The 21,618-nt window shown below is 63.1% G+C and carries 21 protein-coding genes; 10 read left to right on the top strand and 11 right to left on the bottom strand.

Features of this window, described 5'->3' with window-relative positions:
• Nucleotides 1–62 precede the first annotated feature (62 nt).
• The 4 genes from htpG to DXK50_RS20745 all read left to right on the top strand — a co-directional run bounded on the left by htpG (nucleotide 63) and on the right by DXK50_RS20745 (nucleotide 7,673).
• Nucleotides 63–1,961 (top strand): molecular chaperone HtpG, encoded by a 1,899-nt coding sequence (htpG, locus tag DXK50_RS20760; protein WP_212631601.1) that lies wholly within the window; start codon nucleotides 63–65, stop codon nucleotides 1,959–1,961.
• 134 nt (nucleotides 1,962–2,095) lie between these two features.
• The gene (locus DXK50_RS20755) at nucleotides 2,096–5,788 is read left to right on the top strand and encodes a PAS domain S-box protein (protein WP_212631600.1); all 3,693 of its coding nucleotides are present in this window, start codon (nucleotides 2,096–2,098) and stop codon (nucleotides 5,786–5,788) included.
• Nucleotides 5,785–6,789: a response regulator gene (locus DXK50_RS20750; RefSeq protein WP_212631599.1), complete on the top strand. Its 1,005-nt coding sequence runs from the start codon at nucleotides 5,785–5,787 to the stop codon at nucleotides 6,787–6,789. The genes DXK50_RS20755 and DXK50_RS20750 overlap by 4 nt, the downstream gene beginning before the upstream one ends.
• 95 nt (nucleotides 6,790–6,884) lie before the next feature.
• Nucleotides 6,885–7,673, top strand: a complete 789-nt coding sequence (locus tag DXK50_RS20745) for a dienelactone hydrolase family protein (RefSeq protein ID WP_212631598.1) — start codon at nucleotides 6,885–6,887, stop codon at nucleotides 7,671–7,673.
• A gap of 59 nt (nucleotides 7,674–7,732) precedes the next feature.
• On the opposite strand, the gene DXK50_RS20740 is transcribed toward DXK50_RS20745, so the two are convergent.
• From DXK50_RS20740 to DXK50_RS20715, 6 genes are all read right to left on the bottom strand, one after another.
• Nucleotides 7,733–8,512: a DUF4394 domain-containing protein gene (locus DXK50_RS20740; protein WP_212631597.1), complete on the bottom strand. Its 780-nt coding sequence runs from the start codon at nucleotides 8,510–8,512 to the stop codon at nucleotides 7,733–7,735.
• A gap of 184 nt (nucleotides 8,513–8,696) precedes the next feature.
• A complete protein-coding gene (locus DXK50_RS20735) occupies nucleotides 8,697–9,410 on the bottom strand; it encodes an anti-sigma factor (RefSeq protein ID WP_212631596.1) in 714 nt (237 codons plus the stop codon).
• On the bottom strand, nucleotides 9,407–9,955 hold the full coding sequence (locus DXK50_RS20730; RefSeq protein WP_024308065.1) for a sigma-70 family RNA polymerase sigma factor: 549 nt from the start codon (nucleotides 9,953–9,955) through the stop codon (nucleotides 9,407–9,409). The genes DXK50_RS20735 and DXK50_RS20730 overlap by 4 nt, the downstream gene beginning before the upstream one ends.
• A 94-nt stretch (nucleotides 9,956–10,049) precedes the next feature.
• Nucleotides 10,050–10,853 (bottom strand): XAC2610-related protein, encoded by an 804-nt coding sequence (locus tag DXK50_RS20725; RefSeq protein ID WP_212631595.1) that lies wholly within the window; start codon nucleotides 10,851–10,853, stop codon nucleotides 10,050–10,052.
• A 53-nt stretch (nucleotides 10,854–10,906) separates the two neighbouring features.
• Nucleotides 10,907–11,767, bottom strand: coding sequence for a pirin family protein (locus DXK50_RS20720; protein ID WP_161865484.1), 861 nt, complete (start codon nucleotides 11,765–11,767; stop codon nucleotides 10,907–10,909).
• The gene (locus DXK50_RS20715; RefSeq protein ID WP_161865485.1) at nucleotides 11,764–12,165 is read right to left on the bottom strand and encodes an OsmC family protein; all 402 of its coding nucleotides are present in this window, start codon (nucleotides 12,163–12,165) and stop codon (nucleotides 11,764–11,766) included. Before DXK50_RS20715 ends, DXK50_RS20720 begins: the two co-directional genes overlap by 4 nt.
• Nucleotides 12,166–12,377: 212 nt before the next feature.
• Between DXK50_RS20715 and DXK50_RS20710 the strand changes: the two genes are divergently transcribed.
• Complete coding sequence (locus tag DXK50_RS20710) at nucleotides 12,378–13,388, top strand: amidohydrolase family protein (RefSeq protein ID WP_212631670.1); 1,011 nt, start codon at nucleotides 12,378–12,380, stop codon at nucleotides 13,386–13,388.
• 66 nt (nucleotides 13,389–13,454) lie between these two features.
• Entirely contained in the window at nucleotides 13,455–13,919 is a 465-nt protein-coding gene (locus DXK50_RS20705) for a DUF3859 domain-containing protein (protein WP_212631594.1), read from the top strand.
• Here the strand turns inward: DXK50_RS20705 and DXK50_RS20700 are convergent, their stop codons facing one another.
• From DXK50_RS20700 to DXK50_RS20680, 5 genes are all read right to left on the bottom strand, one after another.
• Nucleotides 13,920–14,306: a diacylglycerol kinase gene (locus DXK50_RS20700; RefSeq protein ID WP_161865487.1), complete on the bottom strand. Its 387-nt coding sequence runs from the start codon at nucleotides 14,304–14,306 to the stop codon at nucleotides 13,920–13,922.
• Nucleotides 14,303–15,007: a lipopolysaccharide kinase InaA family protein gene (locus DXK50_RS20695; protein ID WP_212631593.1), complete on the bottom strand. Its 705-nt coding sequence runs from the start codon at nucleotides 15,005–15,007 to the stop codon at nucleotides 14,303–14,305. Before DXK50_RS20695 ends, DXK50_RS20700 begins: the two co-directional genes overlap by 4 nt.
• A gap of 1 nt (nucleotide 15,008) precedes the next feature.
• Entirely contained in the window at nucleotides 15,009–15,698 is a 690-nt protein-coding gene (locus DXK50_RS20690) for a class I SAM-dependent methyltransferase (RefSeq protein ID WP_212631592.1), read from the bottom strand.
• Nucleotides 15,699–15,779: 81 nt separating this feature from the next.
• The gene (locus DXK50_RS20685; protein WP_212631591.1) at nucleotides 15,780–17,048 is read right to left on the bottom strand and encodes a sensor histidine kinase; all 1,269 of its coding nucleotides are present in this window, start codon (nucleotides 17,046–17,048) and stop codon (nucleotides 15,780–15,782) included.
• Nucleotides 17,038–17,721 (bottom strand): response regulator transcription factor, encoded by a 684-nt coding sequence (locus DXK50_RS20680; protein WP_161865491.1) that lies wholly within the window; start codon nucleotides 17,719–17,721, stop codon nucleotides 17,038–17,040. Before DXK50_RS20680 ends, DXK50_RS20685 begins: the two co-directional genes overlap by 11 nt.
• 103 nt (nucleotides 17,722–17,824) lie before the next feature.
• Between DXK50_RS20680 and DXK50_RS20675 the strand changes: the two genes are divergently transcribed.
• From DXK50_RS20675 to DXK50_RS20660, 4 genes are all read left to right on the top strand, one after another.
• Nucleotides 17,825–19,783, top strand: a complete 1,959-nt coding sequence (locus tag DXK50_RS20675; protein ID WP_212631590.1) for an LTA synthase family protein — start codon at nucleotides 17,825–17,827, stop codon at nucleotides 19,781–19,783.
• A gap of 8 nt (nucleotides 19,784–19,791) precedes the next feature.
• The gene (locus DXK50_RS20670) at nucleotides 19,792–20,517 is read left to right on the top strand and encodes a phosphatase PAP2 family protein (RefSeq protein WP_161865493.1); all 726 of its coding nucleotides are present in this window, start codon (nucleotides 19,792–19,794) and stop codon (nucleotides 20,515–20,517) included.
• A complete protein-coding gene (locus DXK50_RS20665; protein ID WP_212631589.1) occupies nucleotides 20,514–21,194 on the top strand; it encodes a dual specificity protein phosphatase family protein in 681 nt (226 codons plus the stop codon). The genes DXK50_RS20670 and DXK50_RS20665 overlap by 4 nt, the downstream gene beginning before the upstream one ends.
• 79 nt (nucleotides 21,195–21,273) lie before the next feature.
• Nucleotides 21,274–21,582, top strand: a complete 309-nt coding sequence (locus DXK50_RS20660; protein ID WP_249186952.1) for a hypothetical protein — start codon at nucleotides 21,274–21,276, stop codon at nucleotides 21,580–21,582.
• The last annotated feature ends 36 nt before the right edge of the window (nucleotides 21,583–21,618 follow it).

Here is a 21,618-nt window from a genome sequence, read left to right as displayed (position 1 = left end):
CCCCCATCTGCAGGACATCCGCCGCTCGCGCGGCATAGTCCTGCATGTGGAGTTAGACGACCATGAGTGTGGAAACTCAAAAAGAAACCCTGGGCTTCCAGACCGAGGTGAAGCAGCTGCTGCACCTGATGATCCATTCGCTGTACTCGAACAAGGAAATCTTCCTGCGCGAGTTGATCTCCAACGCCTCCGACGCCGCCGACAAGCTGCGTTTCGAGGCGCTGGCCGAGCCCGAGCTGCTCGAAGGCGGCGCCGAGCTGAAAATTCGCCTGAGCTTCGACAAGGACGCCAAGACCGTCACCCTCGAAGACAACGGCATCGGCATGAGCCGCGAGGAAGTGATCACCCACCTGGGCACCATCGCCAAGTCCGGCACTGCTGATTTCCTGAAGAACCTCTCCGGCGACCAGAAGAAGGATTCGCATCTGATCGGCCAGTTCGGCGTAGGCTTCTACTCGGCCTTCATCGTCGCCGACAAGGTGGAAGTTTTCACCCGTCGCGCCGGTCTGTCGGCCGCCGAGGGCGTGCACTGGGCGAGCCAGGGCGAGGGCGAGTTCGAGGTCGCCACCATCGACAAGGCCGAACGCGGCACGCGTATCGTTCTGCACCTCAAGAGCGGCGAAGAAGAGTTCGCCGATGGCTGGCGCCTGCGCAACATTGTCAAGAAGTACTCCGACCATATCGCGCTGCCCATCGAGCTGCCGAAGGAGCACCACGGTGACGACAAACCCACGGACGTCGAGTGGGAAACCGTCAACCGTGCCAGCGCCCTGTGGACCCGTCCGCGTACCGAGATCAAGGACGAGGAATACCAGGAGTTCTACAAGCACGTCGGCCATGACTTCGAGAATCCGCTCTCCTGGAGTCACAACAAGGTCGAAGGCAAGCTGGAGTACACCTCGCTGCTGTACGTGCCGGCTCGTGCGCCGTTCGACCTGTACCACCGCGAAGCGCCCAAGGGCCTCAAGCTCTACGTGCAGCGCGTGTTCATCATGGATCAGGCCGACCAGTTCCTGCCGCTGTACCTGCGCTTCATCAAGGGTGTGGTCGATTCCAACGACCTGTCGCTGAACGTTTCCCGCGAAATTCTGCAGTCCGGCCCGGTCATCGATTCGATGAAATCGGCGCTGACCAAGCGCGTGCTGGACATGCTGGAGAAACTGGCCAAGGACAAGCCGGACGACTACAAGACCTTCTGGAAGGCATTCGGTCAGGTGCTCAAAGAAGGCCCGGCGGAAGACTTCGCCAACAAGGAGAAAATCGCCAGCCTGCTGCGTTTCGCCTCCACTGCCGGTGAGGGTGACGAGCAGTCCGTATCGCTGGCCGATTACCTTGGCCGCGTCAAGGAAGGCCAGGACAAGATCTACTACCTCACCGGCGAAAGCTACGCGCAGATCAAGAACAGCCCGCATCTGGAAGTCTTCCGCAAGAAGGGCATCGAGGTGCTGCTACTCACCGATCGCATCGACGAGTGGCTGATGAGCTACCTGACCGAGTTCGACGGCAAGCAGTTCGTCGACGTGGCGCGCGGCGATCTGGATCTGGGCAAGCTGGACTCGGAAGAGGACAAGAAGGCCCAGGAAGAAGTCGCCAAGGCCAAGGAAGGGCTGATCGAGCGCCTCAAGGGTGCGCTGGGTGAGCAGGTTGCCGAGGTGCGTGTTTCGCATCGCCTGACCGACTCGCCGGCGATCCTCGCCATCGGCGAGCAGGACCTGGGCCTGCAGATGCGCCAGATCCTCGAGGCCAGCGGCCAAAAGGTGCCAGACGCCAAGCCCATTTTCGAGTTCAACCCGGGCCACCCGCTGATCGAGCGTCTGGACGCCGAGCCGGATGAGGATCGCTTCGCTGATCTGTCGCACATCCTCTTCGATCAGGCTGCACTGGCCGCAGGCGACAGCCTGAAAGACCCGGCCGCTTATGTGCAGCGCCTGAACAAACTGCTGGTCGAACTCTCCGCCTGATCGACAAAGCTACAGATAAGCCCGCTTCGGCGGGCTTTTCTATGAGTGCGATAGATCAGCTTTGATTGACAAGCGCGGCCCCGTCGTTTCAGATGCTGGCAATTAGCCGGCGTCCTGTCGCTTCCTGGGGTTGTATGTCGATTTTCGAGCTGTTCTTCATCATGGGCGCGGATCCCGGTGTCCTCGTGCTCAGTCGTTATGACACCTCACTGGTGCTGCTGTCGCTGGCCATTGCCGTGTTCGCTGCCGGCATGGCCTTGCAACTGGCCGGCGAGGCGCGTGACAGTTCGCACCCGCTCGCTCGGCAGGTCACCATCTTCACCGGCTCGCTGGCTCTGGGCGGCGGTATCTGGTCCATGCACTTTCTTGGCATGCTCGCATTCGAGCTGTGCGCAGCCGTGCGTTTTGACCTGGGTATAACCCTGCTTTCCATGTTGCCGAGCCTTGGCGCCTCCTGGGTTGCCCTGAGTCTTCTGGCGCGGCGTGACTTGACCCTGCTGCAACTGTGCGTCGGCGGCGTGCTGGTTGGAGCCGGTATCGGTGCCATGCATTACAGCGGCATGGCAGCGATGCAGATGGCGCCGCTGCTGCGCTATGACCCCTGGATGTTCGCATTGTCGATTGTCGTGGCTGTAGCCCTGGCGATTCTGGCGCTATGGGTGCGTTTCGGCCTCGAAGGACGCTTGCCGGCACGCTGGACGCTCGTCCTGAGCGCCCTGGTGATGGGGCTGGCGATCAGCGGCATGCACTACACCGGCATGGCGGCGGCGCGTTTCGTAGGCATGCCTGAATCGTCAGCGCCGATGGCCGTGGTCGACAGTGGTTATATCGCCATCGCCATTACGCTATTGACGGTTGCGCTCACGGTCTTCGTCGTGGCCGTCAATACGCTGTTGCGCTATCGACGCATGAGCCTTCAGCTCAAGGCCAGCGAACAGCATTTGCGCTCGATCTTCGATACGGCACTGGATGCCATCATCACCGTCGATCACAGAGGCACGCTGCGTTCGGCTAACCGTGCGGTATCGCGTCTGTTCGGCTGGACGCCGCAAGAGCTCGTAGGCAGGCATATGAGCTTGCTGATGCCGGCTCGCCATGTCGGTCAGGTGGAAGGAGTGATGGCTGACTACCTGCGAACGGGGCAGCTGACCTTACCCGCGGGTGAGCAGGAGCTGGTCTGCCTGACCAGGGATGGCCAAGAGAAGCCGGTGCGCATCAGCGTCGGCGTCACGCATGCCGGTAGCCGTCCTCTATTCGTGGTGTTCGTTGCCGATATCAGCGACAGACAATCCATGGAGAAGGCGCTGCGCGACAGTGAGTTGCAGTACCGCTCGTTGATCAGCAATATTCCGGGGGTCTCGTTTCGCTGTCTGCTGGATCGAGACTGGAGCATGCTTTTCATCAGCGATGCGGTGCAGGCGCTGACGGGGTGGAGCGCCGAGGATTTCATCAGCCGTCGCTGCTCGATCTCCGACATGTATCACCCTGACGACTACTCGCGCGTCGCCATGGAGGTCACGCAAGCCATCGAACAGGGGCAGAACTATTCCGTCGAGTATCGCTTGTTCGACCGCCAGGGTACCGAGCACTGGGTCTGGGAAAGCGGCAGTGCCGTATGCGACGAACAAGGCATCCCGCGCTGGATCGACGGCGTGCTGATCGATCAGTCAGAGACCAAACGGCGTAATGCCGAATACGAAGGCAAGGTCACGGCCATCAGCAAGGCCATGGCGCTTATCGAATTCGACCTCGACGGCAACATCCTCGATATAAACGATAACGCCCTGGCGCTGTTTGGCTACGAGCGTGATGAGGTGGTTGGGCACCATCACGCCATATTCTGCGACCCCGAGCTGGTTGCCAGTGACGCCTATCGCCAGGTTTGGCAGGATTTGCGCGCCGGACAGTTCCGCACGGGCGAATACCGCCGTATCAGCAAGGGCGGCGGTGAGGTCTGGATTCAGGCCAGCTACAACCCGATCCTCGACACCGACGGCAAACCGTTCAAGGTGGTGAAGCTGGCGACCGACCTGACGCCCCGCCGTGTAATGGAGCAGGAGCTGCGTACCGCGCGTGATCGTGCCGAAGCGGCGGCTGCCGCACGCAGCAGCTTCCTGGCCAATATGAGCCACGAAATTCGCACGCCGATGAATGCCATCATCGGCTTTACCGATCTGCTGCTGGAAACGTCCTTGTCCCCCGAGCAGCGCCGCCACTTGAGCACCGTGCAGCATTCTTCGCGTTCGCTGCTGGGGCTGCTCAATGACATTCTCGACACGGCCAAGCTCGACCGTGGTGCCATCGAGCTGGAGCAACTGGATTTCTCCCTGCGCGAACTCTGCGAACAGGTGCTTGCAACGCAGCGCCTGACGGCAGAAAGCAAAGGACTGCAGTTGTACCTGGATTACCCGCCAGCGGTCTGCGAGTTCTTCAATGGCGACCCGTTGCGGCTGCAGCAGGTGCTAGCCAACCTGCTGGGCAACGCGGTCAAGTTCACATCGCAGGGTGAGGTATGCCTGAAGGTGTCCGGCGAGCCGGGGGCGATGCGCCTGGCGGTGAGGGACACCGGCATCGGCATCGCTGCCGACCGCCTGGAGAAGATCTTCGAGCCTTTCGCGCAGGCTGACGCGTCGATGAGCCGGCGCTTTGGCGGTACTGGCCTTGGTACCACCATTTCGCGGCAACTGGTCGAGCTCATGGGCGGACGCCTGAAGGTAGAAAGCAGCGAAGGGCAGGGCAGCTGCTTCAGCGTCGAGCTGCCGCTGCGTGCCGGCAAGCGCCTGGCGTCGCAGCCGCGTGCGCAACTGCCTGAGCTGGGCCGGCTGCGTATTCTGGCCGCCGATGACGTGCCGCAGAACCTGGAGCTGTTACAACTGTTGCTGGAGAGCCTCGGCCATCGTGTGCGGGGTGTCGCCGACGGCGAGGCAGCGCTGCAGGCTTTCACCGAAGAGCGCTTCGACCTGATCCTGATGGACGTACAGATGCCTGGCGTCGACGGCCTGGAAGCCTCGCGCCGGATTCGACAACTTGAAGCTGCCGGCGGTGGCGCGCCAATACCAATCATCGCGCTGACCGCCAGCGTGCTTGACCACGACCGCCAGGCAGCGCTCGATTCGGGCATGAACGGCTTCGCCTCGAAGCCGCTGGATATCAGTGCGCTGCTCTGGGAAATCGCGCGCCTGCTCGGGCACACAGCAGTAACCGGTGCGGTGAGCGGCGCCACGCCGGTCATCGACGATGGCCTGTTCGACTGGGTACGCGGCAGCAGCCTGTGGGGTGGGCCGTTGCGTATGGCTCAGGCGATCAAGGCCTTCATTGACGAGCAGCAGGACCTGGCCGTGCGCCTTGGTCAGCTTCTGGCTGGACGCGACTGGGAGGCGGGCAGGGCCCTGGCGCATCGCCTGCACGGTGCGGCCGGCAACCTGGCCATGAACAATCTCGCCGCCCTGGCGCACTCCATAGAGCGGGCGTTCGAAGCGCAGGATGAGCGCGTGCTGCATGCCTTGCTCGAAGAGCTCGAGCAGTCCCTGAGGACGGTCAGGGAAGTGGTGCCGCAGGTGCCGGAGGCGTCAAGCTCGGCCAACAGCTCGGCCGTCGATCTTTCCCTCTTGCGTGAGCAGGCGAACCACTTGCGACGTGCGCTACAGCGTGGCGGCCTGGACGACGAAACTCTGGCTGCAATGGTGCATGCTACGGTTGCTACACCCTACTACGCTGTCCTGAATGACCTGCGTCAGGTGCTGGATGACTTCAATTTCGACCAGGCACTGCGGCTGCTCGATCAACTGTTGCTGAAATTGCAGGACGAGGAAACCACTCCATTATGACCTTGGCTGCCGATACTCGCCCGCTGTTGCTGCTGGTCGATGACGAACCCACCAACCTGCAGGTGCTGCGTCATATCCTGCAGGACGACTATCGCCTGCTGTTCGCCAAGGAAGGCGCACGGGCGCTGGAAATGGCCGAGCGCGAGTTGCCTGATCTGATCCTGCTCGATGTGATGATGCCGGGCATGACCGGCTACGAGGTGTGCGAGACGCTCAAGGCCAATCCGCTAGTGCAGGCAATTCCGGTTATCTTCGTCACTGCGCTGGGCGATGTCGACGACGAAGCGCGCGGCTTCGAGGTCGGCGCGGTGGACTACATCACCAAGCCGGTCAGCCCGCCCATCGTTCGTGCTCGTGTGCGGACTCATCTGTCGCTGGTGCGTGTCGATGAACTCAAGCAGACCCGCCTGCAGATCGTCCAGCGTCTGGGGATGGCCGCCGAGTACAAGGACAACGAGACCGGCCTGCACGTCATTCGCATGAGCCATTTTTCCAAGGTGCTGGCACTGGCTGCCGGCTTCAGTGAAAGCGCCGCCGAGGAACTGCTCAACGCCGCACCTATGCACGATGTCGGCAAGATCGGCATTCCCGATGCCGTATTGCGCAAACCGGGAAAGCTCGACGAGGCGGAATGGCAGGTGATGCGTCAGCATGTCGAGATCGGTGCGCGAATCATCGGCGAGCACAGCTCCGGGCTGCTGCGCACGGCGCAACGGATCGCTCTATCGCACCATGAGAAGTGGGACGGCAGCGGCTATCCCAACGGTCTGAGTGGCGAAGACATTCCGCTTGAGGGGCGTATCGTCGCCATCGCCGACGTATTCGATGCGCTGACCAGTGTGCGCCCTTACAAGCAGGCCTGGTCCGTGGACGATGCCGTAGCTTTCCTGCGTGAACAAAGCGGTCGCCACTTCGATCCGCGGCTGGTCGAGCTGTTCATTGGCTGCCTGCCGGAAATCCTGCTGATCAAGGAACGTTGGGCTGAGCAGCCTTCTGCTTGAAACCTCCTGTGTGAATCCTGCTGGCGGCGCATTTGGCGATTGTGCCGCGCGCGGCTATTGTTAGGGGCCTACCATTGCCAAGGGCAGGCCTCACCATGCAGAAGAAGACACTGGTTCCCCTGTTGTGCGCCGCTTTCGCCGGTCTTGCCGATGCGGCCGTCGTGACCAAGACGATTCCCTACGAGATCGATGGCGAAGCCTTCGAAGGCGTGCTGGTATACGACGACTCGGTGACCACGCCGCGTCCCGGGCTGCTCGCCGTTCCCAACTGGATGGGAGTGAACGAGGACACCGTGGCCAAGGCTGCCCGCGCAGCGGGCGACAAGTACGTGGTGTTCGTCGCCGATATGTACGGCAAGTCCATTCGCCCCAGCAATGCCGAAGAGGCTGGTGCTGCGGCCGGCAAGGTACGCGCCGATCGCCCGCTGATGCGCAAGCGCGCCCAGGCCGCAGTGGACGTGCTCAAGGCGCAAAGCGACGAGGTGGCGCTGGACCTCGACCGGCTGGGCGCCATTGGTTTCTGCTTCGGTGGCGGTACAGTACTGGAACTCGCGCGTTCGGGCGCACCGTTGAAAGGCTTCGTGTCCTTCCACGGCAACCTGGACACGCCCAATCCGGCCGATGCCAAGAACATCAAGGCACCGGTACTCGTATTGCATGGCGCGGACGACCCGGCGGTGCCGCAGGAGCAGGTCGACGGTTTCATTGCCGAGATGAAGGCGGCCAAGACCGACTGGCAACTGGTCAGCTATGGCGGCGCAGTGCACTCGTTCACAAACCCCAAGGCCAACGTTCCCGGGCGCAACGAGTACCATCCGGTGGTGGCCGCGCGGGCATTCAAGGCGATGAACGATCTGTTCGATGAGGTGTTCGCCGAGCAGTAACAGCGTTTTGTCACGCGTTGCACAAAAGGCTGCGCCCGCTGAGCGCAGCCTTTTTCATCTTACTTCGCAGGCAATGCGGCGATGTCGATGATGCCCTCCGGAAGATCGGCGATGTCACCCAAGGTGGTGGGCTTGCCACTGGTCAGATCCAGCTGATGCAGGGTCTTGCCGGTCAGCACGTAGGCGGTGTTGCCACCCTTGCCATCGCTGACGATGTCCATGGCGGCCGCCTCGAGGCCATCGGCGATCTTGCCGACTTCCTGCTGCACGCCATCGTTCGGCGGGTTCTGCAACATCAGGCTGCCGCTGGCCAGGTCGATGTTATACAGCGCCGTGCTCTTCGTTCCGGCATAGGAGTTGGTGTAGGCGCCCGCCACGACTGTTGCCTGCTTGCCGGCGTAGGGGCCATCGGCTGCATAGGCCAGCTTGCCGTCCACGGCCGCTTCTCCGGTGTCGACATTCACCCTCAGGTTGGTGCCGTCCGGGCTCATCAAGCGCAGACGGTCGGCCACCGGATTGAAGTCGACCACCGCCTGGCCGCTGCCTGGCAGCGCGGTTTGCAGCTTGCTGCCTGCGGTTGCCTTACCGCTGGCTGCATCCAGGGTATAGAGCTGATCGGTGCCGCCGAGGAGGTAGACCTGACCGCTGGCCGGGCGCACATCCAGGCCGCGCAGATCGCTGGCGCCGCTGACCTTCATGCTGGCAGTGACCTTGAGTCTGGCGACATCGACCTTGTACAACTTGCCATCGGCGCTCAGTGCGAGCAGTTCGGTGGCGCTGGCGGCACCTGCGCTCAGGGTCAGCAGGCCGGCGGCGCAGAGGGTAGTGATGCTTTTCATGGTTGTTCCTCATAAAAGGTTTAGCATCGAGACGAAACCGGCGAGCCGGTTTCGCAGGTGCCTCGACGAAACACCTGTGAGCTATACCCGCGAGGAACGGTGCTGGATGTCGGGAGATGAAAATATTTTTTCGCTGAGCGCTTGGCTGCTTGAAAGGCTGCCGGCCGCTTGGCCGGCAACTTCCTCAGTTGGCGCTGGCCAGTACGGCTCGACCGATGTACAGCACCGGGCCGCTGGGCCGGTCGTATGGCGAGCCACCGGCCGGTTCCAGGGTCAGCTCGAAGAGCTGGCCGGCCTGCACGGCGCCGATTTGCTCGGCTGACAGGCGCAGCGGCTGACCGGCTTCGACCAGGCCCAGCGAACGCGGGCCGTCGGCCGGATCGATCAGCGTCCAGAACTGCAAGGTGCGCCCTTCAGGCACCTGGTCGGCAACCAGCGGATCGAGCAGCAGCGCGCCATCGCGATCGACCTGGATGACCCAGCCTGGCTTGGCCGCTTCGCCCGGTTGCTGCAGCACCACGGTAAAGCGTTCGCCGGCGATATCCGGGGTGCGCAGCAGCGGCATCAGCACGGCGACCAGCAGTGCCATCGCCAGCGCGGCGGCGGTCAGGCGCCAGGTCAGCAGGCTGTTCCACCAGTGAGCCAGCGGGCTGGCGCGTGGCGCATCATGAAGGCCCAGACTTTGCCGAATGCGCGGCCAGAGTGCCGGTGAGGGGGCTTGTGCCGGCACCTGGTCGCTCAGTTCGAGAAAGTGCCGCTCCCATTCCAGTGCCATACGGGCGGCCTGTTCATCCTCTTCGAGCAACTGGCGTAGCTCGGCCGCCTCCTGCTCATCGAGCAGACCTAGCAGGTACTCGCCGATGAGGGCGCGACGTTCTTCGGGGTCATGCGGAATCATGCTTGCAGACACTCCTGCAGCGCGCGCAGGCCGGCGCGAATACGGCCTTTGATGGTGCCCAGCGGTGTGCTCAGGCGGCTGGCGATCTGCTCGTGGGTCAGGCCACGGTAGAAGGCCAGCAGAATCGGATGGCGGCGTGGCTTTTCCAGACGTTGCAGGCAACTGCGCAGCAGGCGTCGCTCGGATTGCTGCAGCGCCTGTGCTTCGGCCTGCGGGCTGTCGTCCAGCACGCGCTCGATGAACTCATCGTCGACCTCGGCATGTCGGCCGCCACTGCGCAGGGCATTGAGCACGCGGTAGCGCAAGATGCTGTGCACCCAGGCACGGCCGCTGCCCAGATCGCGTCGATAACGCGCAGCGTGTTGCCAAATGCGTACGAAGGCGTCGTGCAGACAATCCTCGGCAAGGTCGCGTCGGCCCAGCATACTGATGGCCAGGCCGAGCAGTTGTCCGGCCTCCTGCCTATAGAGAGCCTGGAAGGCATGCTCGTCTGCACGTGCGCAGGCTTCCAGGGTACTTTCGTAATCGAACTCGCGATCTGCCATGGGTCATCCGTTGGCCTGGGAAATCCGCATGCAGCTTATACCCTTGAGCGCGCGTCCCGGATCACGCAGTCGTAACAAAAAAGACGATCACCGTTCACCGCTCATAAGCCTCATCGAGTGACACCCAGCGCTCCAGCGTGCCCTTGCGCGAGGCGTAGCGGATCAGCAGCCAGTTTCCTTGCTGGTCCAGTACCTCGCAGACATCGCCCTCGATCAGGTAGGCCCTGCTCCGACTCGCTTCGTCCGGGCGCTCATGCAGATACAGGCGCGCGTTGGGTACGGTCCAGGTTTGCGGCCGGTCATCGTCGTCGAGGGCGCGACTGGCGATGATCCTGCCCTGAGGGTCGAGGGTTTTCTCGAACACTGGAAAGAACACCGGGACATCCGGGTCGTAGCTTTGGTTGACGTGCAGGGTCTTGTAAAGCCAAGGAGCGCCCGATTCATCGAAGCGATAGGCGTCGTAATACCAGCGCGGCCCGCTGCGGCAGTGACTGTAGAGCGCTCGTTCCTCATTGTTGGGCTGCAGCTCCGACAACCATGAACAGTTGGCGCGCTCCATCAGCGCCGACGGCATCTGTAACTGCTCGAAGCGGCGCAGGGCCGGACGGTAGAGATAAACGTGGTAGGCGGAGTTGACCATCCCGACTGGCACGCGGATCGCCAGATCCGGGGAGCCGTCGAAGTCGTAGTCCTCGATATCGAAGCTTGGCGGCTCTGCATCGTTGCCTTCGGGAATGCTCAGTTCGAGGCGGCTGCCGTCGGGTTGCTGCAGAAAATAGCGTTCGCCTTGCTGCTGTACCTGGGCAAGGTGTCCTGGTTCAGGTTCGAATCGGGGAAGGTCGGCCAGGGCCAGCGTGGGCAACAGCAGCAGGCCGAAGAAAGGGCGATAGAGGGGCAAGAGGGCAGTCCTTTGCGAGTGACAGGCGCTTTGTGCGCCTGTCGCCATTGGCGTCAGCGCGGCAGTTCGATGCGCGTGGTTTCACCGGGTACCTGTGGCCAGTCGCCTGCGGCCCAGCGCTGGCGCGCCTGGTCGATCAGCTCTGGAGTGCTGGCGACGAAGTTCCAGTTCATCCGCCTTGGGCCGATGGGCTCGCCGCCGATCAGCGCCAGATGGCATTCACCGCAGGCGCTGAGCAGTGGCGTTGCGCCGGCTGGTATAACCGCCATGGCGTGCGCGGGCAGGGGTTCGCCGTCGAGCTCGGCTTCGCCGTCGATCAGGTACAGGGCCCGCTCGCTGTACTCGTCCGGGATCAGCAGGCTGGCTCCGGCAGTCAGGCGCAGTTCGGCATAGAGCGTCGGAGAGCGAACCGGCACCGGCGACGCGAGGCAGAAGCCGCTGCCGGCGATCAGGGTGATCTGCACGCCCATGGCATCGCTGCGTGGCAGCGACGCGGCAGGATGATAGCTGTAGGCCGGTTCGCACTGTTCCTCGGCTTCCGGCAGCGCCAGCCAGACCTGCAGGCCGTGCGCGCGCTTGTTCTGCCCGAGCTGTGACGGTGGTGTGCGTTCGACATGCGCTACCGCACGTCCGGCGGTCATCCAGCTGACGTCGCCAGGGCCGACCAGTTGATCGGAGCCCAGGCTGTCCTTGTGCTGCAGCTGGCCTTCGAACAGATAGGTGAGGGTGGACAGACCGATATGCGGATGTTGGGCAATATTGAGGCCGCTGCCGGCCGGGTAGTCCTGCTCGAGCATATGGTCGAAGAAGACGAAGGGGCCAATGCTGCGAAAACGCGCCGAGGGCAGTGGGCGCAGAATCGGCTGGCCGGCGATGTCTTCGGCGCGCGGGCGGATCAGCTGCAGCTCGCTCATGCCTCGGCTCCGCTCAGGCGGGTTTCCACCTGGATATCGGTGGTGGTCATCAGCTTGTGGATCGGGCACTTGTCGGCCACGCGCAGCAATTGCTGGCGCTGTGCCTCGTCCAGCGGCCCCTTGAGCGAAAGCTCGATGATCAGGCGGTAGTTACCTTCACGCTCCTCGCTGTCGTCACGTTCGACGCTGACGTCGATGCCTTCCAGCGGCAGGCCGCGCTGGCGTGCATAGAGCAGAAGGGTCATGGCCTTGCAGGTACCGAGCGAGGCGTCGAAGAGATCGTGCGGATCGGGGCCCGCGCCGTCACCGCCAAGTTCGGTCGAGACATCGCCGAGGAGCTGGTGGGTACCGATTTCGATCTGCTGCTGCAGGCCTTTGCTGTTGTGGATACGGATCATGGGGCTTCCTTGTAGGCGTGACGGCGATGCCGCCAGCCTAGCCCAGGCAGGCCCGATCACACCAGCGGCGGTATTCTACAAAGTTAGTTGGTTTGTGATGGTCGTTGCGGCGCGCTGTTACCGATGCCCATGGGGCGCGAACTTGCGCTGCGGGTTGGCGGTCTATGCTGCTCGTACCGTCAGGAGGACTCGCCTTGCTCAAATCTCGTTCGATGCCATGGATACTCGCGCTCAGTGCGATGCTTGCGTGCGGCGCTCAGGCCAGGGAATACCGCTACAGCGATGCTCACCTGCACTACGTCGACTTCTTCCAAGAAAGCGCTGGCATGGACGAGTTGCTGGAAAAGATGGCAGAGAATAACGTCGATCATGTGATGTTTTCCGGCATTCCGGTGGCCAAGAAGTGGGACGAGGACGAGCCCAAACGTCCGCGCTATTACGCGGGTGACGACGCCAACGCCTACTGGTACAGCGCGACCGACGTGTTCATCGCGGCGGCCTACAAGCGCCTGCCAGCCGAGCAGCGCAAGCGCTTTCATCCGTTTCTTTCCGGCTTCAACCCCAACGACAAGAATGCCGACGCGCATATCCGTCGCATGCTGGAACTGGATCCCGGCCTGTGGCAGGGCATCGGCGAGATCTTCACTCGCCATGACGATCTCACCGCGCTGATTCATGGCAGTGCGCCGCGTGCCAACAACGAGGCGCTGGCGCGGGTCTTCCATCTGGCTGCCGAATACGATCTGCCGGTGATGCTGCATTCGAACATCACCTCCAAGCGTGAGCGCGAGCCTATCTATCTGGAAGAAATCGAGGCGCCGCTGCGTAATCATCCGCATGTGCGTTTCATCTGGGCGCATGCCGGCACCAGTGCCGAGATTCATCGCCATCAGGAGAAGCTCGACTTTCTGCTCGATACGGTAGAACGCATGCTTGGCCAGTACCCGAATCTGTATATCGACCTGTCCTGGACCATGCTACGGCCCTATCTGCTGGACGCGAATGGCAAACCCGACGAGAAATGGATGCATCTGGTCAGCAGCTATCCGGAGCGCTTCATGCTCGGCTCCGACGTGGTTGGGCGCTTCGGTAACCTGGGCGAGTACATGAAGGGCTTCGATCCCTTCCTTGATGCGCTGCCCGAGGACGTCGCGCACAAGGTCGCGCGTGACAACTTCCTTTCCATTCTGCCGCGCCGCGTGCAGGCCGAGCTGGATCGTTAGCAGGGCTGTCATCAGGCTGTCACTCAGGCGTCATAGGCTCGCGCTCATCTCAACGAGGAGCGCACCATGCATTACACCCGAGTGGCCATGATGGCCGGTCTTTTCGCCTTTGCCGGCCTGGCTCAGGCCGAGGTTCGCGTAGAAGGGCCGGTGGAATATGGCATCTTCACCAGCCAGTATCAGGACTACCAGCCGGGCGAGCGCGTGCTGACCCGCAGCAACCAGGATATCGAACGCACCGAACAGATCCCCGCCAAGCTCGGCACCAAGTTCGGCATGCGCTACAGCCTGGCCGGCAAGCGCGAAGGCGATGCACCGCTGACATTGCTATACCTCACGCCCGGCGTGGTCACCCCGGATGGTCAGCGCCACGACAAGTTCGAGGTGCAGCAGAAGCTGGTGGTCGGTGCTCCGCAGGACGTGATGGCCTTCGAATTCACCGAACACCACGAGGTGGTGCCCGGTGAATGGCACTTCATCGTCTACCAGGGCGACCGCAAGCTGGCCGAACAGCGCTTCACCGTGCGCTGATCAGAGCAGGATGATCGCCCAGGTCAGGGCGATCATCAGCAGCGCGACCATCTGCGCCGCGCTGCCCATGTCCTTGGCCTGCTTGGACAGCGGGTGCAGGTTCAGCGAGATGCGGTCGACCACCGCCTCGATGGCGGAATTGAGCAGCTCCACCACCAGTGCCAGCAGCGGCACTATTACCAGTAACGCGCGTTCGGCGCGGCTGACATCGATCAGGCAGGCCAGCGGCAGCAGGAGCAGATTCAGCCAGACCAGCTGACGAAAGGCCGCTTCGCCCTGATAAGCCGCACGCAGCCCGGCCAGCGAGTAGCCGGTGGCATCGAGGATGCGCGCCAGGCCGCGGCGCCCCTTGAAGGACAGGGCGTCCAGATCGGAACTGTCGTTCATGGTTGCAGCCCACCCCAGGGATCGTTCAGGGCCTGCTGATAGGCCTGGCGCAGGTAACTCAGGTCGACGTCGGGCATGGCGCCACGATGTCGGTCCAGCTGGCGCAGGTCGCCCCGTGAGGCGCTGGCGACGCGCAAGCGTCGGCGGCTTTTTTCCAGATCCAGCAGGGCGATATCCACGTCGCCATCGCTACGGGCTTTGACGAACAGGTGCTTGGCATAGCAGCAGCCGTGTTGCCAGCCGCCCAGGTGCAGACGTGCAAGTGTTACCGCCAGGCGTCGCAGCATGACCTGATTGAGCTGCGCCACACGGGGCTCGCTGTACCACTGCTCCAGGCTGACGAACCCCGGCAACGCCTCGGTGACCAGTAGTGCCTGCCACTGCCCGGCCTGTTTGCGCGCTGAGCAGTAAACGATGTTCGGTGTGCGAATGCCGAGGCGGGCGAAGGCGCGATAGGCCTGTAGCTCACGCACAATGGTAGGCCTGCCCAAAGGGTGGCGTAGCGAGCGGTAGGTGTGCCCGCTCTGGCGTTTGCAGTAGAGCAGCGGCCTGCTGCTGTCCCAGTGTTGCAGCAGGCGTACACCGCTTTCGCCGCCGCGCCGCTGGTTGGCCGGCTCGACCCATTGACCAGGGCTGTGCCACCAGCGATCGAACTCGGTAGAGGGCAGGGCGGCCAGTGCTTGTTCGCTGAGAACCCCCATTTCAGACCACCTTGCGCAGCACATAGGTACGCCACATGGCGTAGCCGGGCAGGAAGTCCAGGTGGCCGAGTATGGCAAAGCCGGCCTGACGGAACTCATCCTCCAGCGTCTTGCGGGGAACGACGAAGCGGTTCTGGTTCTGCGTCGCACGGCCCTGAGCGGCGCGCCTGGCCTCCAGGCGCCGACGTTTCCAGGCCTTGTAATTGCCGTCGACCCACAGCGAGACGATCACCGTGTCGCGGCTGACGCGATGGAACTCGCGAAGGATGGCCAGACGGTGCTCGGCCGACTCGATGTGATGCAGCAGCCGAATGCAGAAAATGCAGTCCACTGCATTGGCACTCAGGTCGATAGCGAAGGCCGAGGTGCGAAAGCTGTTTACCCTCGCCACCACCTCGGGCACCTGCGCGGCACGCGCGGTGGCGAGCATATCGGCGGAGTTGTCGGCGGCGAAGATCACCCGGTTCGGCTGTTCGCAGAGCATTGGCCAGAAGCGGCCGGCGCCGCAGGGCAGGTCGAGTACCAGGTTCGGCTGATCGGCCAGCTGCAGCGCGCGGCGCGCCACCTGCACGTCGCGCCAGTGGGACAGGCGCCGAAACAGGCCGTCCTGGTGCTTGTGCAGGTATTGCTGGGCGTGCTCGAAATCGTACTTGCGGGAAAAATTCAGTTCGATGGGGCTTGGCTTGGGCATGACGAACGTCCCTTGATGGCTACGTTCGCCACCTTAGAGAGCCGCGCATCAAGGTCCCGTCAAAGGGACGTGAAAATTTCGTCAAGCGCCACTGTTGAGTGTCACGCGAAAGCGCGTATGGCCCGGCTCACTCTCCAGGCTGACCTGCCAGCCCTGTTTGGCGCAGATGCGCTTGACCAGCGACAGGCCAAGGCCGAGGCCCTCGCCGCGGGCCTGGGCGCCGCGTACGAACGGCTGGAATATCCGCTCGTGCTGCTCGGCAGGAATGCCGGCACCACTGTCCTCGATGCGAAAGGCGCCGGATTCGAGAATCAGACGCACCTCGCCGTGCTCGGTGTAGTGCAGGGCGTTGCGCAGCAGGTTGCTCATCACCGTGGCGAGAAAGGTGGCGTTGTACAGACCAGCGTCCTGGCCTTCCTCGATCACCCGGAAAGCCAGCCCCTTTTCCTTGATCAGGTCGCCCCAGCGGCTGGCTTGTTCATGGGCGATGGCGGCCAGGCTGCGGTCGCCAACGAATGCCGCTTCGTTGCTCTTGTCCCGCGCCAGCTGCAGGAAGGTCTGTACCAGCTCACGCATCTCTTCGCTGGCGCGGGCAATGCGTGCCACCTGTTCCTTCTCGCGCGGGCTCAATGGCGCCTCGGCGAGCAGCTCGCAGGAGGAGGCGATGACCATCAGCGGCGTGCGCAGCTCATGGCTGACATCGCTGGTGAACAGGCGCTCGCGTTCCAGGGACTGGCGCACCTGGCCCAAGGTACTGTCGAAGGCAGCGGCCAGCTGGCCGATCTCGTCATTGGGGTAGTCGGGGGCCAGGGGCGGCGCCAGCGGGTGCAGCTGGTCGCGGTGGCGTACCTGCTGGGCCAGGCGGCTGACAGGAGCCATGACCTTGCGTGCGGTGATCAGGCCCAGGCCCCAGGCCGCGACCACGGTGAGCAGAAAGCCAGCCAGGACCACACTGAAAAGAGCGCTCTCCCTGGCTTCGAACTCCTGTTGGTCCTCCACCAGGAGGTAGGTTTCGCCATTGATGTTCTCCACGTACACGTAGAACGCCTGTTCGCCGCTGACCACCTCGTTGAATCCTTCCGACAACCCCTGGTAGTCAGGCGGGATCGCGTAGTCCGGGTATGCCGAGGAAAAGAAACGGGTGCTGCTGTCGAGCCGTGGCGAGCGCCCCTGACGGATATCCTCGTTCAATGTTTCATGCAGCTCTCGGCTCAGCTCCTGCGATACCAGGTGTTCCTCGATGAAATGCACCACCGCGACGATGCTCAGGGAAAACAGCCCGCTGACCACCGTGGTCATCAGCACGAAGGCGATCAGGATGCGCCGCTCGAACGGCTGCTTAGAGAGCATCGGCGCTCTCCGCAAGGCGATAGCCGACGCCGTGAATGGTGTGTAGCAAAGGCGTGGGGAAGGGTTTGTCGAGCACCTGGCGCAACTGGTGAATGTGGCTGCGCAGGCTGTCGCTGTCCGGGCAGTCGTCGCCCCACAGCGCTTCTTCCAGCGCCTCACGGCGCACCACGGCCGGGCTGCGCTGCATGAGAATGGCCAGCAGCTTGAGGCCCAGCGGGTTGAGTTTGAGCGCTTGGCCGGCGCGGCTGACGTGCAGGGTGTCGAGGTCGTAGTTGAGGTCGGCGACCTGCAGCTGGCGTTTGCGGCTGCCGCGGCTGCGGCGCAGGATCGCCTCGATGCGCGCCACCAGTTCGGACAGGGCGAAGGGCTTGATCAGGTAATCGTCGGCACCGGCATTGAGTCCTTTCAGACGATCATCCAGGGCATCTCGCGCAGTGAGCATCAGGATCGGTACTTCGCTGCGCCCGTCCTCGCGCAGGCGCTTGCATACCTGATAGCCGTCGATGCCCGGCAGCATGATGTCCAGCACGATCAGGTCGTAATGACCGCTGCTGGCCAGGTGCAGGCCGCTCAGGCCGTCTTGCGCGCAGTCCACGGAAAAGCCCTTGAGCTGCAGGTAGTCGAGCACGTTGGCGAGAATGTCTCGGTTGTCTTCGATGACCAGAATGCGCATCGCGGTTTATTCCTGGGTTTGACGATTTTTTCACACGGCTTTGACGAGAGGCTCACGGTGCGCCTCGCAGACTGCGGCTCGTTCATCCTGGAAGGATCATACGATGCCACGGCTTCATTACGCGCAACTTCGTTATCTGTCGATCATTCTGCTGGCCTGGCTGGCAGTGTTTTTCCTCACCCGCAGCCTATTGCTGCTCGGGCACCTGGGCGATGCCGGCGTGACGCTGGCGGGGCTGCTTGGCCTGTATGGCGTCGGCCTTGTGTACGACCTCAGCTTCCTGGTGTACGCCGCGCTGCCGCTGGCCCTGTACCTGATGCTCTGTCCGGCCTGGTTATGGCGCCGTCGCTGGCATCAGCGCCTGCTGGTCGCCCTGGTGGCCGTCAGCCTGTTCGCGATGCTCTTCACCGCAGTGGCCGAGTGGCTGTTCTGGGACGAGTTCGGCGTGCGCTTCAACTTCATCGCCGTGGACTACCTCGTCTATTCCAAGGAGGTGGTGGATAACATTCTCGAGTCCTATCCGATCTATCCCTTGCTGGCCCTGCTGGCTGCCCTGGCCATAGGCCTGACGCTGGCGCTGCGACGGCCGCTGCGGGCCGCGCTGGAGGCACCGCGCCTGCCTGTGCTGCAGGCTGTCAGTACGCTGGTCATGCTGGCGTTGCTGGCAGGCCTGTGCAGTGGCCTGGTCGGGCAGGACGCGCCGCGTGGCCTGGGTGGCAACACGTACCAGCGGGAACTGGCCAGCAACGGTCCGTACCAGTTCTTCGCCGCATTCCGTAACAACGAACTGGATTATCAGCAGTTCTATGCCACCTTGCCTGATGTGCTGGTGGCTGCGCAGCTGCGCGCGGAGGTGGCCGAGCCCAATGCCCGTTTCATCGGCAGCGATCCGCAGGATATCCGCCGGCTGATCGACAACCCCGGCTCGCCGCGCAGGCTCAATGTGGTGCTGGTGACCATCGAGAGCCTGAGTGCCAAGTATCTGGGCAGTTTCGGCGACACCCGCGGGCTGACCCCGAACCTTGACGAGCTGCGCAAGCACGCCCTGATTTTCACCAACTTCTACGCCACCGGCACGCGCACCGACCGCGGCCTCGAAGCGCTGACCCTGTCGGTGCCGCCGACACCGGGGCGCTCCATCGTCAAGCGCATCGGCCGTGAGTCCGGTTACGCCAGCCTGGGCCAGCAACTGAGTGCTCAGGGCTACGACAGCGTCTTCGTCTACGGCGGCCGCGGCTATTTCGACAACATGAACGCCTTCTTCGGCGGCAACGGTTATCGCGTCGTCGACCAGAGCAGCGTCGACGAGGCCGAGATGAGCTTCCAGAACGCCTGGGGCATGGCCGACGAAGACCTCTATCGCCAGGCGATCAAGGTGGCCGACGCCGATCATGCCGCCGGCAAGCCGTTCCTCCTGCAACTGATGACCACCTCCAACCACCGTCCCTACACCTACCCGGACGGGCGCATCGACATTGCTTCCGGCGACGGCCGTGTAGGCGCGGTGAAGTACACCGATTACGCCATCGGCCAGTTCCTCGCCGAGGCGCGCAGCAAGCCCTGGTTCGATCAGACGCTGTTCGTCTTCGTCGCCGACCATACCGCCGGCAGTGCCGGGCGTGAGGATCTGCCGGTGGCCAACTACCACATCCCGTTATTCATCTACGCTCCTGGGTACGTCGAACCGGGCGAGTACAACGATGTGGCCAGCCAGATCGACGTGGCGCCGACGCTGCTCGGCCTGCTCAATCTGGATTACGTCTCCACCTTCTTCGGTCGCAACCTTCTCCGCGCGGATCATCCAGCAGGCCGCGCGCTGCTGGGCAACTACCAGCATCTTGGGCTGTTCGACGGCAAGGACCTGGCGATTCTCAGCCCGCGCCGGGGCATGCGCCGCCATGACGACGCCCTGGGGCTGAGCCATGAGTCGCGCAGCGATGGCGACGATCCGCTGCTGCGTCGCGACATCGCTTACTACCAGGGCGCCAGCCATGCCTTCAGTAAACACCTGATGGCCTGGCATCCAGATAGCCAATCCAGCCAGCAACTCAGTGAGCGCTAGGAGTGCAAATGTCGTCTCGTTATTTCGACTTTCGTCTGGCGCTCGGCATGCCGGTACTGCTCATGGCGCTGCTGCTGGCGTTCGACCCCGGCCCGGTGGATTTCGCCCTGGCGCGGCTGTTCTACGAACCCGGACAAGGTTTCATCGGGCGTAGCAGCTTCTGGCTCGAGGACATCCTGCATGACCGCGCCAAGCAGGCGCTGATCCTGCTCGGTGTGCTGGCCATCGCAGGCTTTGCGCTCAGCCTGCTGCCCACGCGACTACGCCCCTGGCGCCGGCAGCTTGGCTATCTGGTGCTGGCGCTGGGGCTGTCGACTTCGCTGGTCACCCCGCTGAAAACGCTCACCGGTATGCACTGCCCCTGGAGCCTGAGCGAGTTCGGCGGCCAGGAGCAATTCACGCCGCTGCTGGCCGAGCGCGCACCGACCGCCAATCCCGGCCGCTGCTGGCCGGGCGGCCATGCCTCGGCGGGGTTCTCGCTGCTGGCACTGTTCTTCGTCCTGCGTGACCGCAGGCCGCGGATGGCACGTATCGCTCTGGTGGTGGCGCTTGGGCTCGGCTCGCTGTTTTCCCTGGGGCGCATGCTGCAAGGGGCGCACTTTCTCTCGCACAACCTGTGGACGCTGCTGATCGATTGGACAATCTGCGCGCTGACCTACCGCTGGCTGCTCTATCGCGCACCTGTCGAACGGCCATCGCGCAACTCGCTTGAATGGGGAGAAACCTGCCGATGAACAGATTTTTACAGGGCCTGCGTCTGGCGTTGGCCGCGCTGGTGTTTTTTGGCGCGCTGCTGGCGCTGCCGTTGAGCATGGCCTGGGCCGCCACCACTGCGCCAGTAGCCGGGCAGAGCGCGCGTCCAGTCAACTGGGCGCAACCGCTGGACAGCCGCATCAACCTCTATCGCATGGCGCCTGACCTCTATCGCAGCGCCTTGCCAAGTGCCGGGGACTTGCCACAGCTGCAGGCCCTGGGCATCGCCACGGTTATCAACTTCTATCAGCGCGGCGATGAGCAATGGCTGAAGGATCCCAAGGTTGTCCAGGTGCATCTGCCGCTGCGCACCGACCGTATCGACGATGCCGACGTCATCGAAGTGCTGCGCAGCATTCGCCAGGCGCAAAGCCGTGGCCGCGTTCTGATTCACTGCAAGCACGGACAGAATCGTACGGGTCTCATTGCCGCCATGTACCGGGTGATCTACCAGAACTGGAGCAAGGAGCAGGCACTGGCGGAAATGCGCGGCGGTGGCTTTGGTGGCCAGGAGCGCATGGACGACGCCGAGCGTTACCTGCGCGATGCCGATATTCCGGCGCTGCGTTTGGCACTGGCCAGCGGTGCATGCAGCACAAGCCCGTGGGCACTGTGTGCATTCAGGCAGCGCTTGCTGGGCATGATCGAGGGCGCGTGATCCGATGTAACTTCCGCGCCTGTTGCTAGGCAGCCTCGTTTCTCTGGCTGCGGGTGGCTGTCAAAGCCTGCGTGAGCAGTTGCCGGCAGCCAACTGCCCGCCGACCTTCGACGATGGTTTCGAAGCCGGCTGCAGCAGCGGTCGTTCGGCGGCGGGGCCACTCGGACATTTCGGCAAGGATACATCGCGCTACCAGCACGAGCCTCTGTATGCGCAGGGGTGGGATGGTGGCTTTCAGCAATGCGAACGTGTCCCGCGCATCTATGGTTGGAAAGAGTACGGAGATGAGCAGTGGCGCGATCAAGAGTGGTGCCAGCATATCCACCAGGCGACGGCCAGAACGCTGCGTCGTTGGAAATTTCTTCTTTTCGTTATCAAGAGCCTGTGAATAGCGTCGATAAGAAAGCAGGGATTAGCGCAATCT

It is taken from the genome of Pseudomonas sp. KB-10 (genome assembly GCF_018221585.1).
Classification (GTDB): domain Bacteria; phylum Pseudomonadota; class Gammaproteobacteria; order Pseudomonadales; family Pseudomonadaceae; genus Aquipseudomonas; species Aquipseudomonas yangonensis.
This window is presented reverse-complemented; position numbering and strand designations above follow the sequence as displayed.